Origin of the sequence: Streptomyces sp. NPDC059524, assembly GCF_042749255.1 — a bacterium.
Taxonomy (GTDB): Bacteria; Actinomycetota; Actinomycetes; order Streptomycetales; family Streptomycetaceae; genus Streptomyces; species Streptomyces xanthii.
Map to the genome: position 1 here is coordinate 1 of NZ_JBHYTK010000276.1, position 374 is coordinate 374.

Sequence of the window (374 nt, forward strand, 5' to 3'; positions counted from 1 at the left end):
CGGAGCACGCGGCCGGCGCCCGCAACGCGCAGCTGCTCCAGGCACAGGCCATGGTGAACGGCTACACCCACGCCATCTGGTGGGCGGTCGGCATCCTCGTCGTCTCCGCGACGATCGCCTTCTCGCTGATCAACACCGGCGTCCCGGGCAGCGGCCCCGCCGCCGCATCCGGTGACACGGCGGAGGAGGCCGACGAGGTCAAGATCCCGGTGGTCGCCCACTGACCCCCGGAGCGACCGGTTCTACCTGAGCCAGGGGAGGTCCGCCCCGGCCTCCTTCGGCTGAAGTGGCCCCGGGGCCCTCACCCACTTATACGCGCGGGGGGTGGTGGGGGGGGGGGGGTTGCGGGGGGCTGGTGGCGGGGGGGGGCGGCG

1 pseudogene is annotated in these 374 nt (G+C 74.6%); it reads left to right on the forward strand.

The window, feature by feature from the left end:
• A pseudogene (locus ACFW9D_RS37850) lies at positions 1–224 on the forward strand (MFS transporter); the annotation flags it as partial.
• Between the last annotated feature and the right edge of the window lie 150 nt (positions 225–374).